Raw genomic sequence first — 14,990 nt, forward strand, 5'->3', positions numbered from 1 at the left:
TCATGTGATGTAAATACGCAGATTTAATTTTTGCTCTCATGAAATGCAGCTAAATTCTTAGCCTGTATTACGCTATAAGTACTAGTCCTCGTCAGATAACGCATGAGACGTGAGAATGGCTAACTGGCTGCACTGGCGTAATATACCAACTGCAAAAACGTTGTTTGTGATGATTTTTATCGCCGGGATCGGGTTAATCATCTCGGTTGTGGCATTACTTTATCTGTCGTTACATCTAATCAGCTCTAAAGCTAATGAGATTGATAATCGGCGTGCTGCATTATCCGTCGAAGGGGCAATACAGACTTCGGTATTTCGAGTGTCATCGTTAGTACTGGATAATGCCGTCTGGGACGAAGCAGTGAAAGAAACGTATCGATCCGAACTTAATACTGACTGGTTATACAACACCTGGGGATCAGGTTTTAAAGTTAATAACCTTTATGACGGTACATTTGTCCTTAATGAAAATTTCGAGGTGCTCTGGGGGGCATTTCGCGGTGAAACGTTAAGGGGAAATGAACGCCATTTTTTTGGTAAAGGGATCGAAGCGTTAATTGATAAACATGCAGATGCGTTAAAAAACGGCAAAAATATCTATTCGGGGATCACCCGCACTCAGGCTGGAATTGCCTTTGTGGGCATCGGTTTGATTCGCCCTATGGCTGAAGCTTTCTCTTTTACACAACCTTCTCGCCGCTATTTACTGATCACCCGGCATTTAAATAACAATATTCTGCACGCGTTGGGTAATACCTTTCAAATTGCCCATCTTTCATACAGCGAAAATGAACCTGGTACACCTCATATTCCGCTCACCAGTTCAGCCGGAGAATTATTAGGTTATCTCAGTTGGCAACCACGACTTCCTGGGGCTCAGGCAGCCGATGCGGCATCAAGTCAGATTACACAAATAGTGGCACTGGCATCGGCGCTCATTCTGTTATTTATATTGCTCAGCAGCGTGGGGCTTTACAAATTAGCCCACGGCGAACAGAAGGCGAGGCGGATTGCCCGCATTGACTGGTTGAGCCGTTTACCAAATCGTCGTGCTTTAATTGAAACACTGGAAGATTTACGTAAACGTGGAGAATGTGATCTCAAAAGTGTTGTGTTTATTGATCTCGATGGCTTTAAAGACATCAATGATATCTACGGACATTATGTTGGCGATCAGTTGATCATCTCCCTTGCCCAGACGTTACAGGTATTAACACCGAAAGACGGAATGCTGGCGCGGATGGGCGGTGATGAGTTTGCGCTGATGATCGGCGGTAAAAAATCAGAGCAAATAGCGACGGAATTTGCAGATAAGGTAATAAAATATCTTAATAATCCTGTACAGCTGGGTGAGCGTTCTATTCACATTAGTGCCAGTATTGGTATTGCCAGTGGTTCACTGGTTGAATGCACCAGTTCGGAGTTATTTCGTCGGGCGGATATCGCTATGTATCACGCGAAAGCAACGGGCAAAGGGCGCATTACGCATTACGATGCTGAACTCAATAGCGCTCGGGAACGGCAACTGACAATCGAGAACGATATTCGACTGGGGCTGGAAAGAAATGAATTTGACGTCTGGTATCAGCCAATCGTCGATGCCCGCACACAGTTAATGGTGGGGGTTGAAGGGCTGGTTCGCTGGAAGCGACGTCCTGCAGGAGAACTTCGTCCAGATGATTTTATCCCTGTTGCCGAAACAAGTGGTCTCATTGACGCTCTGGGGCAATTCGTATTACGCCGAGCCTGTTATGATCTTCATCCTCTGAGTGAGCTTAAACTGTCGGTAAATATCTCCCCGGCACAGTTTCGTGATCCCGAATTTGAAGACAAAGTCGCCGGCGTCTTAAACGAAACATGTTTCCCGGCCTCCCGTTTACAACTGGAAGTCACTGAAACCTACGTTCTGGAGAATCCAGACCGCGCGAAATCAGCAATTGCTAACCTGAAAGCACTGGGTATAGCTATTGCTCTGGATGATTTTGGCACTGGATATTCCAGTATTGGGTATTTGCGGCGATTTAATTTCGATGCCATCAAAATTGATAAATCTCTGGCTGGACTGGTGGATAATGACGATCAGGCTGCGGCACTGGTTAGCGGAACGGTACGTATTGCCAGTGCGTTAGGCATGTTGGTGACTGCGGAAGGCGTGGAGACAGAGAAACAGATGAAACTATTACGCCTGACTGGCTGCGACCGTTTACAGGGCTTTTATTTCAGCCAGCCGATGCCGATAGAATCACTGATGCAATTACGCCAGCAGCGTCATTGCTGAGCCAGAGCCTGTAATTTTTCACGAAACCCGGTGACTGAAATAGCGCGATTGTCTGCACGCCAGCGATCTTTTGCCGCTGGTGCCGAACTTTGTACGCCGATAACCTGCCAGCCATCATCCGTATGCAACATCAAGGGGGAACCGCTGTCACCAGGAAGCGTATCGCACTGATGAGACATCACAGACGTTTGCGCCCACCCGGTGATCGCACAATCCTGATGTGCGTAGAGCGAATCAAGATGATCTTCCGGGTAACCTGATTGCGTTACCTTGCGATCTGCAGCTTTTAAAGCTGCGGTCAGTGCGGCTTTATCACCAGAAAAAAGTGGCAAAGGCGTGATACCGGAAGGCGGATAACGAAGCACGATCAAGCCAAAATCCCATGGAGCTGCTGCAGGCGGTACAATCCAGCCATCACCATCTGCTTTTAGTCGTTTACCAAGCCCCGGATCAACCCGACCTTCAATACCATGAATTTCATAGCGCCATACCCCTTTACTGGAAATAAACCGTAGGGCGACAGGTTTATCCAGTTTGCCACCGGGAGGCGTCAGTAAACAGTGTCCGGCAGTGAGAGCCAGATTTGGCGCAATAAGCGTTGCGGTACACAGATTTCCACTGGCGGTTTCCAGCTGACCAATGGCGTCCCAGGGCGATTTACCCGGAGCATTAACCGGAACGCGATCATCCTGACCAAAAAAAAGGGTTTTAACCTCATCCGCATTCGTTGTGGTGGCAGCAGCCTCGTTGGCAACATAATTCATCGCAGTAAGACAAACAGATCCCAGCAATACAGCAACGGTTTTACGCATAGTTCACTCTGATGGGGAATTATGATTATGAAAGCTATACCCTTGCTATTAACTATATACGGGACACAAAGATAGTGGTAATAAAATCAGACAACTACGCGTAGATTAGAAAAGATAAAACCGGGCGGCAACTATTGCACATAATATAAGTCCGATGAGAATGATCTCAAAGCGATACTGACCCACTTTGGTCACCTCCACGGTAACGGGTGAATGCTCAACAATCGCTAATATGGCACGACGAAGCGTGCCATATTAGCGAATAAAAATTACGCTGCAGGCTGAGTAGCAGGTTGTGTTGCTGGTTTAGCCGTTTGCTGATGATGTTTTTTGGTGTGTTTTTTAGCCGCCTGAGCTTTTTGCTCTGGTGCTTTTTGCTCGCTTGTCGCTTTCGCTTTTTTGTGATGTCTTTTAGCAGCTTGTGCTTTCTGTTCAGGTGTTTTTTGTGTTACAGCCTGATGATGTTTTTTGTGCATGGTTTTTGCCGGGGCCGTTGTGGTTGCAGTGGTTGCAGTCTGAGCAGCAAACACAGCGGAAGAAAGACCCATAGTGGCTACAACTAGCAGAGCTAATACTTTTTTCATCTTCATTCCCTCAATTCTGTTTTTCAGGAAACCTCAAAGTGAGGCCGTTGAAATAACTCTACTGCGGGAAATCTATTCCTTCCGTGAGTGAATGGTTTCGGTGTGTAACCTAATGTACAAGCGATGTTGCACCTGAGGAAATTATTAATTTTATAATATTAACACGGTTATTTTCCTGAAAATGTTAGACGCGATTGTTTTTATTTCGTATTAACTGCGGTAGGATATATTGTGAGTAATACAACACGTTAACTTTACTCTAAATAATTTGAGTTGCAGGACCAAACGCCAGTAGTATTTTTGAACAACACTGGCATTGGCCGGAAAGGCCGGGTCACACGCAACTTGAAGTATGGCGAGTATACATGCAGACAGCGCAATGAATCCTTTCATTTGGGTAATATTTGTACTTCTGGCGCTTGATGCCGTCAGGGAATTAGCGGGCGAAGCGTCTATTCTGAGTTTTATTGTTGGCTTATTATAAAATAATCCCCCGACTATTTTAATTAAGTCGGGGATTATATTTACGCATGTAACCTTTGATGTAAGCTGCTACCTACTGCAATCGCCAGTATCAGCATCAAAGCTATAAAGCCACCGACTCCCAACCAGCCGTAGTTATGCCAGAAGACACCGCCGAGTGTTCCGGCAATACTCGATCCCAGATAATAGCTAAACAGATATAGTGAGGAAGCCTGACCTTTTGCCCGCCGTGCTCGAGGCCCTATCCAACTGCTGGCAACAGAGTGTGCGGCAAAAAAACCAGCCGAGAACAGAAGCATTCCGGCAAAGATCAGCCACAGCGAACTCCATAAAGTGAGTAATAAACCAAACAGCATCAGCGCAACAGCCGATAACATTACAGGCCCTCGCCCGTAACGAGTCGTCATTGCTCCTGCCTTAGGCGAACTCCATGTTCCGGTGAGATACGCCAGCGATAACAACCCTACCACCGCCTGACTTAAGTGCCATGGCGAAAGCATCAGTCGGTATCCGATATAATTAAACAAGGTGACAAACGACCCCATTAATAAAAAACCTTCGATAAACAACAGCGGTAATCCGCGATCACGCCAGTGCAGACGAAAATTAATCATTAGTGTTTTTGGGCGCAGCGATGTGGGACGAAAATGACGAGATTCCGGCAAAATTTTCCAGAACATGAGTGCTGATGCCAGAGCAAAACATCCAATCGCCGCGAGAGCAATGCGCCAGTTAAAAAAGTCGGTAAAAACACCGCTGATTAAACGCCCACTCATTCCGCCAATTGAGTTGCCACTAATGTATAGCCCCATCGAAAAAGCCACAAAGCTCGGGTGAATTTCCTCGCTTAAATACGTCATACCAACCGCCGCCACGCCACTTAATGACAGACCAATCAAGGCTCGCATTATCAAAATGCCATGCCAGCTGGTCATCATGGTAGAAAGCAAGGTACAACACGATGCCAGTAACAGGGCGGTAACCATCACCGGTTTACGCCCGATAGCATCAGAAAGCGGCCCGGTAAACAATAAGCCCACCGCCAGCATCGCCGTTGAAATTGAAAGAGAAATACTGCTGTTGGCAGGAGATAAACCAAACTCTTGCGACAAAACAGGTAGAATGGGTTGCACACAATAAAGCAGTGCAAAAGTTGCCAGCCCCGCAGAGAAGAGCGCCAGTGTGACGCGCATAAACTGGGGAGTACCACGTTTAATATAGACATTCGGCTGGGATAACTTTTTTCCGTCAATATCGCTCGCCGTTGCGCCATCGACAGTTGTAATACGACTCACTTGATTTCCTTGCTCTACATCCCCGTAATTATCGGTAACGGGTATGACCACTCCCTAAGCGTAGAAAAATCTGATTATTCTGTCTAATATATTAATAATCTTAAATAAGACGTTTTAAATATGAATATAGAATTGCGTCATCTCCGATATTTTGTTGCGGTGGCAGAGGAACTCCATTTTGGGCGAGCTGCGGCGAGGCTTAACATTTCTCAGCCACCACTAAGCCAGCAAATCCAGATTCTGGAACAGCAAATTGGTGCGCGATTACTGGCACGAACAAACCGAACCGTGGCGCTCACTGGGGCAGGAAGGCAGTTTTTGGCAGACTGTCGCCAAATCCTTGGCCTGGTAAATGATGCCGCTGCAAGGGCAGAGCGTCTGCATCAGGGCGAAGAAGGGGAGCTACGTATTGGCTTTACCTCATCGGCGCCATTTATAAAAGCTGTATCGGACACCTTGTCGTTATTTCGTCACGACTATCCTGAAGTGCATTTACAAACCAGGGAAATGAATACACGCGAACAAATTGCGCCGCTTAACGAAGGTACGCTCGATCTCGGTCTGCTGCGCAATACACCGTTACCGGACACGCTGAACTATGCCGTCATCCGCCACGAACCGTTGATGGCCCTCGTTCCTCGAGCTCATGCTCTGGCGAAAAAAAAGAGAGTTACGCTGGCTGAACTGGTTAAAGAACCCTTTGTTTTTTTTGATCCGCAGGTAGGTACTGGCCTGTATGACGACATTCTTGGTCTAATGCGTCGCTATAACCTGACGCCATTGATTACTCAGGAAGTTGGTGAAGCAATGACCATTATTGGGCTGGTAGCAGCAGGGTTAGGTGTTTCTATTCTTCCGGCCTCTTTTGAGCGGGTACAACTGGAGGAAATGTGTTGGTTACCCATCGCAGAAGAGGACGCAGTATCTGAAATGTGGCTGGTTTGGCCAAAACATCGGGAACAGAGTCAAGCTGCCGTGCGCTTTCGTGTTCAGCTGCTGAACGCAGCGAGATGCACATAATTTGGCTCAACAGTCATGAAAAATGTGCGTCAAATCACACGGCTAAGTAAAATTTTTCCGTTACGTGTTGAAGTGCTTCACCATAACCGACAAATTATTTCGGAGCGCGAAAATATAGGGAGTCAGAGGTGGTTGCTGAAAGTCAGCCAGGGCATATCGATCAAATTAAGCAAACTAACGCAGGTGCGGTCTATCGCCTGATAGATCAGCTTGGCCCGGTTTCGCGGATCGATCTTTCTCGTCTGGCGCAACTGGCACCAGCCAGTATTACAAAAATCGTGCGCGAAATGCTCGAAGCGCATTTGGTGCAGGAGCTGGAGATCAAAGAAGCGGGGAACCGGGGACGACCTGCGGTTGGTCTGGTGGTTGAAACCGAAGCCTGGCACTATCTTTCTATCCGAATTGGCCGTGGCGAGATATTCCTTGCGCTGCGCGATCTTAGTAGCAAATTGGTTGTCGAGGATCGCCTCGATTTGCCGCTACAGTCTGAAACGCCATTATTACAACGCATTCTCCATCAGGTTGATCAATTTTTTATTCGTCATCAGCAGAAACTGGAGCGATTGACGTCCATCGCCATAACCATGCCCGGAATCATTGATACTGAGAATGGAATTGTGCACCGAATGCCGTTTTATGATGATGTTAAAGAGATGCCCTTGGGAGCTGCATTAGAAACGCATACTGGTGTTCCTGTTTATATTCAACATGATATCAGTGCCTGGACGATGGCTGAGGCGTTATTTGGTGCTTCCCGTGGCGCGCGCGATGTCATCCAGGTGGTGATTGATCACAACGTAGGTGCCGGAGTGATCACCGATGGGCATTTACTTCACGCGGGGAGCAGTAGCCTGGTTGAAATTGGCCATACCCAGGTAGATCCTTATGGCAAACGCTGTTACTGCGGCAACCACGGATGCCTTGAAACTATTGCCAGTGTTGATAGCGTACTGGAACTGGCTCAGTTGCGACTGAATCAGTCGATGAGTTCGATATTGCATGGTCAGCCACTGACTGTAGACTCGTTGTGTCAGGCTGCTTTGCACGGTGACTTGCTGGCGCGGGATATTATTACCGGTGTTGGTCAGCATGTGGGGCGTATCCTCGCCATTATGGTGAATTTATTCAACCCGCAAAAAATACTTATTGGATCACCCCTAAACAAAGCTGCTGAGGTGCTTTTCCCGGCGATATCCAATAGCATTCGTCAACAGGCACTTCCGGCCTATAGTCAACATATGACTGTAGAAAGTACCCAATTTACCAATCAGGGAACCATGGCGGGAGCAGCACTGGTAAAAGACGCGATGTATAGCGGCTCTTTGTTGATTCGTCTATTACAGGGTTAACATTTTTTAACTGTTCTACGAAAATTTGCGCTAACTCAATCTGAATCTCATCGCCTTAACTTAGACTTTTCTATCGTTTTATTAATCTGGCTTATATTTTCGAAGCATAACGGTGGAGTTAGTGATGCTAAAGCGTTTCTTTATTACCGGTACAGACACTTCTGTTGGAAAAACGGTAGTTTCCCGCGCATTGCTACAGGCGTTAGCATCGGAGGGTAAAGTAGTCGCGGGTTATAAACCCGTGGCCAAGGGGAGCAAAGAGACAGCGGAAGGCCTACGCAACAAAGATGCGTTGGTATTACAAAGCGTCTCAACCATTTCATTGCCTTATGAGGCAGTAAATCCCATTGCGCTAAGTGAAGAAGAAAGTAGCGTGGCGCACAGCTGCCCGATCAACTACACCTTGATCTCCAACGGTCTTGCTAAGCTGACGGAAAAGGTGGAACACGTCGTGGTTGAAGGCACGGGGGGATGGCGTAGTTTGATGAATGATCTACGCCCTTTGTCAGAATGGGTAGTGCAAGAACAGTTACCCGTGGTGATGGTCGTCGGTATCCAGGAAGGTTGTATAAACCACGCCTTACTGACGGCGCAGGCCATTGCCAATGACGGCCTACCGCTAATTGGCTGGGTAGCAAATCGCATTAACCCAGGTCTGGCGCACTATGCCGAAATTATTGATGTGCTGAGCAAAAAAATTCCTGCGCCATTGATTGGTGAATTGCCTTATCTGCCTCGTGCTGAGCAACGCGAACTGGGGCAATATATTCGTTTATCTATGCTCGACCGGGTGTTGTCGGTAAATAGAATCGGGATGTAACGATCGCGAAATCACCGTCGCTAATACACATGCCAGCAATAAACCGGGGAGTAGTTGATACTCTCCGGTCATTTCGCAAATCATTAATGTCGACATAATTGGCGCATGAGTGGTTGCCGCCAGCAGCGTCGCCATGCCACTTAATCCCAGCAAAATAACCTGAGCATCAGGGCCTTGCCCCAGTACACGCCCAAAGATCATGCCAATTGCCAGGCCAATAAACAGGGTAGGCGTAAAAACGCCACCTGGCGCGCCGGAGCCACTACTGGCAAGTACCGCCAGTAATTTACAGATAAAAATCCCCGCTATTACAGTCAACAAGGGGGGCCAAAGTAAGAATGCTTGTACCACGCTGTAGCCATTACCCCAGACCGTGGGTGTCATTAACGAAAGCAAACCCACACACAACCCGCCCAATGCCAGTTGCCATGGAGGGGATAATTTCAAGCGCAGAAAACCATTGTGGCTGATGCGCATTAACGCCAGTAGCAGTGGGCCGCTTATTCCCATCAGCAGACCACAACACACCATCAATAAATAGTCGCTAGTGTGAATTTCCAGCGTAGCAGGCACGTGGTAGAGCAGGGCGCTACCCCCGTTAAATAAATAAGTGGTGAGCAAAGCTACCACCGCAGAAATAATCACCGGGCCGAGTGAGGTCAGCAAAAAGGTGCCAAAGAGAATTTCGGCAATAAACAGACTTCCTGCTAACGGGGCGTGATAAGCACTTGCCATTCCTGCTGATGCTCCGCAGGCAATCCATAATTTCCACTCTTCGGCTGGCGTGAAACGCTTCGCCAGAAACGATGCGGCCAGTGAAGCCAGCAAGATCATGGCACCTTCCCGACCAATCGCACTGCCGCTTGCGACGACTAACAAAGATGCAAGTGACTTCACCAGACTGGTTGCATAATCAAATTGCCCATCGGTTTGCAGTGCCTCCATATAATCACAAGGTGCATGAGGTCTCTGGCGATTTAATTTTTGCCAGCCCCAGAGGAGTGCTCCCGCAGCCAGTCCACCTGAGGCCGGTGTTAATACTCTTCGCCAGCCAGAAAGTTCTGTCGCCGCGTTGACCAGGCTACCGGAGTTGTTACTGAGAAATAACCATTCAAGCAACAACATGGCATGCCGAAACCCGGCGACAGCCATGGCGGCAACAACACCTATAAAAGAGGCAATAAGCAAATGGCGAAATAGTGTTCGTGGATCAGCAAAAACAGGACGTGGGTACATTGTTGCGTAAGACAAAGGAGACAGAAGGAATATTTTGCGGTGAAAGCAGCATTAAGGCAAAAGCACTACGTGCGTATTTAGCCCGGTAACAGGAAGTTACCAGGCATACATGGTTAAGCCTCGTGGATATTCAATACCCGACGAGTGCGGCCCGAACTGAGATAATCAGCGATATAATCTTGTGAGATCTCACCATTGTATCGTCCATCTTCATCGACAATTGGCATCCAACTGGTGTTACTTTCATACAGACGGGAGAGCACAATACGCAGGTTATCTTCTGCTTTACCGCTGATGCGGAAAGGATGGATAAGATCGGCACATGTGCCGCTGGCATCACGCGCTTCGCGCCGCTTTACAAAACCAAGCGGTTTGCCGTTGCTATCTACCACGGTAACGGCCCGAATATCGTTATCATCCATTATGCCGAATGCTTCATGTAGTGCAGTATCGGGGCGAACGGTAATTGTTGGCTGTTGATCCGTCACATCCCCGGCAGAAACCAGTAACAGACGTTTAAGCGTTCGGTCCTGCCCCACAAAGGAACCGACAAATTCATTCGCCGGTTTAGCCAGCAGCTCATCCGGGCTTGCGCACTGGACAATGCGCCCCTGGCGAAATACCGCAATGCGGTCACCCAGTTTTAAGGCTTCGTCAATATCGTGGCTGACCAGCATTACCGTCTTTTTCAGTTTGCGTTGCATCTCCAGAAACTGATTCTGAATTACTTCCCGGTTGATGGGATCAACAGCACCAAAAGGCTCATCCATCAGCAATACCGGAGGATCAGCGGCCAGGGCGCGAATAACGCCGATGCGTTGTTGTTGGCCGCCAGACATCTCTTTGGGATAACGGTGAAGGAATTTTTTTGCATCCATCGCCACCATCTCCATTAACTCTTCAGCCCGTTGTTTACAGCGAGTTTTATCCCAACCGAGCATCCGGGGTACTACGGTAATGTTTTCCTCAATGGTCATATTGGGAAATAAACCAATTTGCTGGATCACATAACCGATGTTGCGCCGCAGAGTCACGCTATCCATGTCATTTGTATTTTGCCCGTTGATCAAAATATTGCCGGAGCTTGGCGTAATCAGACGGTTAATCATTTTCAGTGTCGTCGTCTTACCACACCCTGAAGGGCCAAGCAGAACACACATTTCACCTTCAGGAACGTTCAGATTGACATTGTCGACAGCCTTCATTGGCTGCCCCTGTTTTTGAATGAAGTGTTTGCTGAGGTTTTCTAGTTTTATCATTTTCGTATCCCCTTTGGAGTCAGTACGACCTGCAGACGGTGTAGCAGCCAGTCAAGCACAATAGCCAGTAAACAAATCAGTAGCGCACCAGAAATCAACATACGCATATCGCTGCCGCCGATACCATTAAGCAACAACAGCCCCAGACCGCCTGCGCCAATCACTGCGGCAATGGCCATTACGCCGATATTCATCACTACTGCCGTGCGGATACCACCAAAAATAACCGGTAGGGCCATTGGGATCTCAACCCAACGCAGGCGTTGCCAGAAGGTCATGCCTATGCCGCGTCCGGCTTCACGCAAACCTGGTGGCAGGCTATCAAGGGCCGTATGGGTATTACGCACAATGGGCAAAAGTGAGTAGAGAAACACGGCGGTAATCGCCGGGAGAGCGCCGATACCCTGACCGAACAGTGAAAAGAGTGGGATCATCAGGCCAAAAAGTGCGACCGATGGAATGGTTAATAGCAAGGTCGCGGTTCCAAGAATCGGTGTTGCCAGCCATTTATGACGGACAATTAAAATGCCCAGTGGAATACCGATAATAATGGCGAGTCCGACGGCAAAGGCCACCAGCCATAAGTGCTGTAAGGTAAGGGCAGCAAGGTATCCGGCATTATCAATAAGGTAATTTAACGTCTCCATATGCGCTCCTTACAGCAAATTTTTCTGTTGCAGGAATTCACGGGCGACCTGCTGTGGCGACTGATGGTCGATATCGACTTTGGCGTTAAGCGTAGAAATTATGTCGTTATCGAGTAAACCAGAAAGGGTGTTGAGTGCATCAGCAAGACCAGGATTGGCATCAAGAATCTCTTTACGCACTACGGGGGTAACGGCGTAGCTGGGAAAGAAGCCTTTATCATCTTCAAGGACTTTTAAATCAAAACCTTTTACGCGCCCGTCAGTGGTATAAACCAATCCCGCATCGACAAAACCATCACGAACGGCGTTATACACAAGGCCTGGGTCCATCTGGCGAATTTGCGGGCGGTCGAGTTCCATTGCATAGGTTTGCTGCAATGGCTTCATCCCATCGCTACGGCCTGAAAATTCCAGGTCCAGGCCCAGTAACCAGTTATTATCGGGATCGGTTTGCCGAAGATGCTCAATTTTCGCCACCATCTCTGACATGGTAGTGATATTTTCCGCTTCGGCACGCTCACGCTGCATAGCGAAAGCGTAGGTATTATTCATATCCGCAGGGTTTAACCAGACAAGGCCCTGGCGGGCATCCAGTTTTTTAACCGTGGCGTAAGATTCCTCTGGCGTCATACGCTTATTAATATGGTTATAAATAATCAGCGAAGTCCCGGTATATTCCCAGGTCACATCAATTTGCTTGTTGAGCATGGCATTACGTGAAATCACCGCGGCAATATTCGTTTGCGGCTGAACCTGAAACCCTTTCTTTTGCAGATACTGCACGGTCATGGCAGACAAAATATGCTGCTCGGTAAATCCTTTGGTGGCAAGAATGATGGGTGCGGCCTGGCTTTGTCCGCTCAGCAAAAAAGCCGCAGCCAGCCATCCCAGCAGGTGTTTTTTAAGATTCATAAATGCTCCGTATTATCGTTTTAATCAGGCAGTGTGTGGGCTAAGAGCACGTCCCAGCCAGGCGAGCAACGAATCGAGGATTAGCGCAAAGAGCGCCGTTGCGGTAGCGCCAAGAATCAGTGTTGGGAAATCATTCAAATAAATCCCTGGAAAGATCAGCTCTCCATAACTACTGGCACCAATCAAAAATGCCAGAGGTGCTGTGCCGACAATAATTGCCGCTGCAATACGAATACCAGAAAGCATGACTGGCCATGCGTTAGGCAATTCCACCAGGTACAAGCGTTGCCATCTGGTCATGCCGATCCCTTTAGCCGCTTCTTTAAGTGATGCGGGGACGGCGTTCAGCCCGGCATATGTATTGCGAACAATAGGAAGCAGCGAAGCGAGGAAAAGGGCCACAATCGCCGGAGTATCACCAATACCAAGGATAATCATTGCCAGCGCCAGAACAGCGAGCGGTGGGAGGGTATTACCGACATTAAAGATTTGCATTGCATGTTCAGCAAATCCTCTGGCAGCCGGACGGCTAAGCAAAATACCACTGGGAACGCCGATCAGTAGGGCAAAAAAGAGTGATGTGAAGACTAAAAAAAGATGTTGTTGACCGAGATAAATCAAATCTACCTGACGTACTTTTAGTGTTTCCAGTCCCACGCCCCAGGTAAGAATTGCCATAACTAAAAGGACGATGAACGTGAAACCCAACACGCGTTTTACCGTGGGTGTGTGCATTGCGATGTCTCTCCCTGTTTGCATGTGTTATGGCAGCGAATAGCGCTGCATGTTGTTATGCCATGAGCGGCAGGGTGTTTTGACCTATAGCAACTGGTCGGGCAGGATTCCAGCGAAGCGGCAAATTAAATGTGGCAGAAATGCCAGCCAAAGTGATCAGCGAGCCTTATGGCAGAAAGGGTGAGGACGCAATGTAAAGAATTGTCTTAAAAATGCCAACATTAAGTGACGTTGTAACGAAAGAGGAGAGCCGGGAAGAAGCTTGACGCCACATTTCAGGCTCTTATTATCGCCACAGGCTATGATTAATTTGCTGAATTAAAGGAGAGAAAATGACACATCTCGATGACGTAATTGCACGGGTAGATGCTGCGATTAATGAAAGCGTTATTGCACATATGAATGAACTACTGATTGAGCTTAGCGATGATGCTGAACTCAGTCGGGAAGATCGCTATACCCAGCAGCAGCGTCTGCGCACAGCGATCGCCCATCATGGTCGCAAACATAAAGAAGATATGGAGGCGCGCCACGAACAGTTAACCAAAGGCGGCACTATCCTCTGATTAAAATGAGCGTCTGGCCACCAGCCAGGCGCCAACCACAAGTAAAATTGCGCCACAAATTGGGCCGATTAACGCCCGTAGTGGTACGCCCTGACTGCGGAAGATATCCAGCACCAAACCACCAATCAGTTGGCTGGCGACCAGTACTGCAATAGTTGTCGCCGCTCCCACATTCTGATATCCGCTGATACTGGCGAAGACAAAAAACGATCCCAGCAAGCCAGGAATAAGTGTCCACCAGCGCACGCTGGACACCAGTTCGCCAAACCCCGCCATACCTTGTTTAAACCACAAAATAGAAACGAACAGCACAATTCCTACCAAAGAGTTCAGCAACATGGCGATGAGAATGGTAGAGGAGGTCTGGGTGATGCGCACCATTAGCGTGTTCTGGACGACCAGACCAATCCCTGCGGCAATCAAAAAGGCAAGGGTAAGCGACTGATTCATCAGATTGCGTCCGGTTTACTGCGTTCGTCGAGTTGCAACTGCATAAATGTCAGATCCAGCCAGCGCCCAAATTTAGTGCCCACCTGCGGCATTTGCGCGGTGACGACAAAACCCAGCGACTGGTGCAGATGCAAAGACGCCTGATTTTGCGATTCGATCCCGGCGACCATGACATGCTTCCCGCAATCCCGCGCTTCATCAATCAATCGGCTTAACAATTTACGCCCAAGACCTTTGCCCTGATGATCAGGATGGACATAAACTGAATGCTCCACAGTATGGCGAAAACCATCGAAACTACGCCAGTCGCCAAACGAAGCATATCCCGTCACTACGCCATCTTCTTCACTCACCAGTACCGGATAACCTGCTATAGTCCGCGCTTCGAACCAGGCAATGCGGTTATCTGCATCCACCGTTTGGTCATTCCAGATAGCCGCCGTATACAACACGGCGTGGTTATAAATTTCCGCAATGGCAGCACAGTCGGCTTTGCGGGCAAAACGGATGGACATGTCTGGCCTCAATAAAATAATGATGATGA

At 48.2% G+C, this 14,990-nt stretch carries 16 protein-coding genes; 6 read left to right on the forward strand and 10 right to left on the reverse strand.

Features of this window, described 5'->3' with window-relative positions; translation table 11 throughout:
• The first annotated feature begins 115 nt into the window (after positions 1-115).
• Positions 116-2,278: a bifunctional diguanylate cyclase/phosphodiesterase gene (locus K0335_RS02255; RefSeq protein ID WP_219393710.1), complete on the forward strand. Its 2,163-nt coding sequence runs from the start codon at positions 116-118 to the stop codon at positions 2,276-2,278.
• Here the strand turns inward: K0335_RS02255 and K0335_RS02260 are convergent.
• Both K0335_RS02260 and asr read right to left on the reverse strand, forming a co-directional pair.
• Positions 2,269-3,090: a serine protease gene (locus tag K0335_RS02260; protein WP_104919729.1), complete on the reverse strand. Its 822-nt coding sequence runs from the start codon at positions 3,088-3,090 to the stop codon at positions 2,269-2,271. The genes K0335_RS02255 and K0335_RS02260 overlap by 10 nt on opposite strands.
• A 269-nt stretch (positions 3,091-3,359) precedes the next feature.
• The gene (asr, locus tag K0335_RS02265) at positions 3,360-3,674 is read right to left on the reverse strand and encodes an acid resistance repetitive basic protein Asr (RefSeq protein ID WP_046081421.1); all 315 of its coding nucleotides are present in this window, start codon (positions 3,672-3,674) and stop codon (positions 3,360-3,362) included.
• A gap of 379 nt (positions 3,675-4,053) precedes the next feature.
• Here asr and K0335_RS02270 point away from each other — a divergent pair, with 379 nt between their 5' ends.
• Positions 4,054-4,158, forward strand: a complete 105-nt coding sequence (locus K0335_RS02270; protein ID WP_216665724.1) for a KPN_01571 family protein — start codon at positions 4,054-4,056, stop codon at positions 4,156-4,158.
• Between the two features lie 40 nt (positions 4,159-4,198).
• Here K0335_RS02270 and K0335_RS02275 read toward each other — a convergent pair whose 3' ends face one another.
• Positions 4,199-5,452, reverse strand: coding sequence for an MFS transporter (locus K0335_RS02275; protein WP_104919730.1), 1,254 nt, complete (start codon positions 5,450-5,452; stop codon positions 4,199-4,201).
• A gap of 120 nt (positions 5,453-5,572) precedes the next feature.
• Here K0335_RS02275 and K0335_RS02280 point away from each other — a divergent pair, with 120 nt between their 5' ends.
• The 3 genes from K0335_RS02280 (at position 5,573) to bioD (ending at position 8,641) form a co-directional block, all read left to right on the forward strand.
• Entirely contained in the window at positions 5,573-6,472 is a 900-nt protein-coding gene (locus tag K0335_RS02280; RefSeq protein ID WP_104919731.1) for a LysR family transcriptional regulator, read from the forward strand.
• Positions 6,473-6,600: 128 nt separating this feature from the next.
• Entirely contained in the window at positions 6,601-7,821 is a 1,221-nt protein-coding gene (mlc, locus tag K0335_RS02285; RefSeq protein WP_046081424.1) for a sugar metabolism global transcriptional regulator Mlc, read from the forward strand.
• Positions 7,822-7,945: 124 nt separating this feature from the next.
• Positions 7,946-8,641, forward strand: a complete 696-nt coding sequence (bioD, locus tag K0335_RS02290; protein WP_000919205.1) for a dethiobiotin synthase — start codon at positions 7,946-7,948, stop codon at positions 8,639-8,641.
• Here the strand turns inward: bioD and clcB are convergent.
• From clcB to osmY, 5 genes are all read right to left on the reverse strand, one after another.
• Positions 8,594-9,877 (reverse strand): voltage-gated ClC-type chloride channel ClcB, encoded by a 1,284-nt coding sequence (gene clcB, locus K0335_RS02295; RefSeq protein WP_104919732.1) that lies wholly within the window; start codon positions 9,875-9,877, stop codon positions 8,594-8,596. The two genes, bioD and clcB, sit on opposite strands and share 48 nt — an antisense overlap.
• A 113-nt stretch (positions 9,878-9,990) precedes the next feature.
• The gene (gene osmV / locus K0335_RS02300) at positions 9,991-11,136 is read right to left on the reverse strand and encodes an osmoprotectant ABC transporter ATP-binding protein OsmV (RefSeq protein ID WP_000593081.1); all 1,146 of its coding nucleotides are present in this window, start codon (positions 11,134-11,136) and stop codon (positions 9,991-9,993) included.
• On the reverse strand, positions 11,133-11,783 hold the full coding sequence (osmW, locus tag K0335_RS02305) for an osmoprotectant ABC transporter permease OsmW (RefSeq protein WP_104919733.1): 651 nt from the start codon (positions 11,781-11,783) through the stop codon (positions 11,133-11,135). The genes osmV and osmW overlap by 4 nt, the downstream gene beginning before the upstream one ends.
• Before the next feature lie 9 nt (positions 11,784-11,792).
• Entirely contained in the window at positions 11,793-12,695 is a 903-nt protein-coding gene (gene osmX / locus K0335_RS02310; protein ID WP_001049522.1) for an osmoprotectant ABC transporter substrate-binding protein OsmX, read from the reverse strand.
• Positions 12,696-12,719: 24 nt separating this feature from the next.
• Complete coding sequence (gene osmY, locus K0335_RS02315; protein WP_104919734.1) at positions 12,720-13,430, reverse strand: osmoprotectant ABC transporter permease OsmY; 711 nt, start codon at positions 13,428-13,430, stop codon at positions 12,720-12,722.
• Between the two features lie 332 nt (positions 13,431-13,762).
• Between osmY and ydcY the strand changes: the two genes are divergently transcribed.
• A complete protein-coding gene (ydcY, locus tag K0335_RS02320) occupies positions 13,763-13,996 on the forward strand; it encodes a DUF2526 family protein YdcY (RefSeq protein ID WP_000149074.1) in 234 nt (77 codons plus the stop codon).
• Here ydcY and K0335_RS02325 read toward each other — a convergent pair whose 3' ends face one another.
• Both K0335_RS02325 and mddA read right to left on the reverse strand, forming a co-directional pair.
• A complete protein-coding gene (locus K0335_RS02325; RefSeq protein ID WP_001076543.1) occupies positions 13,997-14,446 on the reverse strand; it encodes a DMT family transporter in 450 nt (149 codons plus the stop codon).
• Complete coding sequence (gene mddA, locus K0335_RS02330) at positions 14,446-14,961, reverse strand: L-methionine sulfoximine/L-methionine sulfone acetyltransferase (protein WP_000027562.1); 516 nt, start codon at positions 14,959-14,961, stop codon at positions 14,446-14,448. The genes K0335_RS02325 and mddA overlap by 1 nt, the downstream gene beginning before the upstream one ends.
• Between the last annotated feature and the right edge of the window lie 29 nt (positions 14,962-14,990).

This window comes from Escherichia sp. GZ89 (assembly GCF_019366485.1).
In the GTDB taxonomy this organism is placed as follows: domain Bacteria; phylum Pseudomonadota; class Gammaproteobacteria; order Enterobacterales; family Enterobacteriaceae; genus Escherichia; species Escherichia fergusonii.